Source organism: Prevotella sp. CAG:255 (genome assembly GCF_000431195.1).
In the GTDB taxonomy this organism is placed as follows: Bacteria; Bacteroidota; Bacteroidia; order Bacteroidales; family Bacteroidaceae; genus Prevotella; species Prevotella rara.
The window spans coordinates 1-818 of sequence record NZ_HF986857.1 but is presented as its reverse complement, the minus strand read 5'-3'; the positions used below and the strand labels follow the sequence as shown (position 1 = coordinate 818).

Sequence of the window (818 nt, the reverse complement as noted above, 5' to 3'; positions counted from 1 at the left end):
CTTGGTATCCTTTCCACCGGCATGATATTTCTTATGTGGTCGAATGTTCCGTCTTGCTTGGGTTTGTTCCTAATATGGAGTATGAACAGATTACCGACCTTTGCATCCCTGTTTTGTAGCTTAAAGAAATAGGCGTAGATTGATAACTGCCATCTCGCTTTCTCCAACTTCTCCGGTGTCATGGTCCCGTAAGTCTTGATGTCACCCAACGAAAAAGTATCATCCGAGCTTCTGTAAACCTTGTCTATGTTGCTTGCCCAGTTCTCCCCATCAGTGACAGTGTATTCTGACCTTTCATGTACCAGCCCGTTTTCTTGGCACAATTCAATGTAATCCGAAACTTCCTTGGTCCCGTCGTTTATCCAGCTTGAATCAAAAAGCTCAATACTCTCATGAACTTCAGTACCATACCTTGCTGCCTCTTTTATTGCTTCTTCGGGTACATTGTCGAACTCATCAGGGAACAGTTGCCTTTGTAGCATTCCAGTAATTCCCGACAGCTGTCTGTTTCCCAGCCAATATTCGTGACGCTCCTTGTTGAAAAGAACGCCGCTGTCTTTCAATTCAATCCTTGTCGTTTTCATTTCTGTCGATTTTTAGTTATTATTTTATTGTTTGATTTTTCATTATTCATTCTTGATTATTCATTAAATTTGATTTTTGATTTTTGATTTTTCATTATTCATTTTTAATTTAAATCTTATGCTGCCTTTAGTTGGTTCTTTCTTTCGGTGAACAAAGCCTTTATTTCAACGTTACCTTCCACCTCGTTCCTGTGTTGGTTGTAGAGTGAAAGAAGCGAGGCGTTGTCATTACAG

General features: G+C 39.9%; 1 pseudogene. It reads right to left on the bottom strand.

Annotated features, from left to right (window positions below):
* A pseudogene (locus QVO66_RS11905) lies at positions 1-584 on the bottom strand (hypothetical protein); the annotation flags it as partial.
* Positions 585-818: the final 234 nt, after the last annotated feature.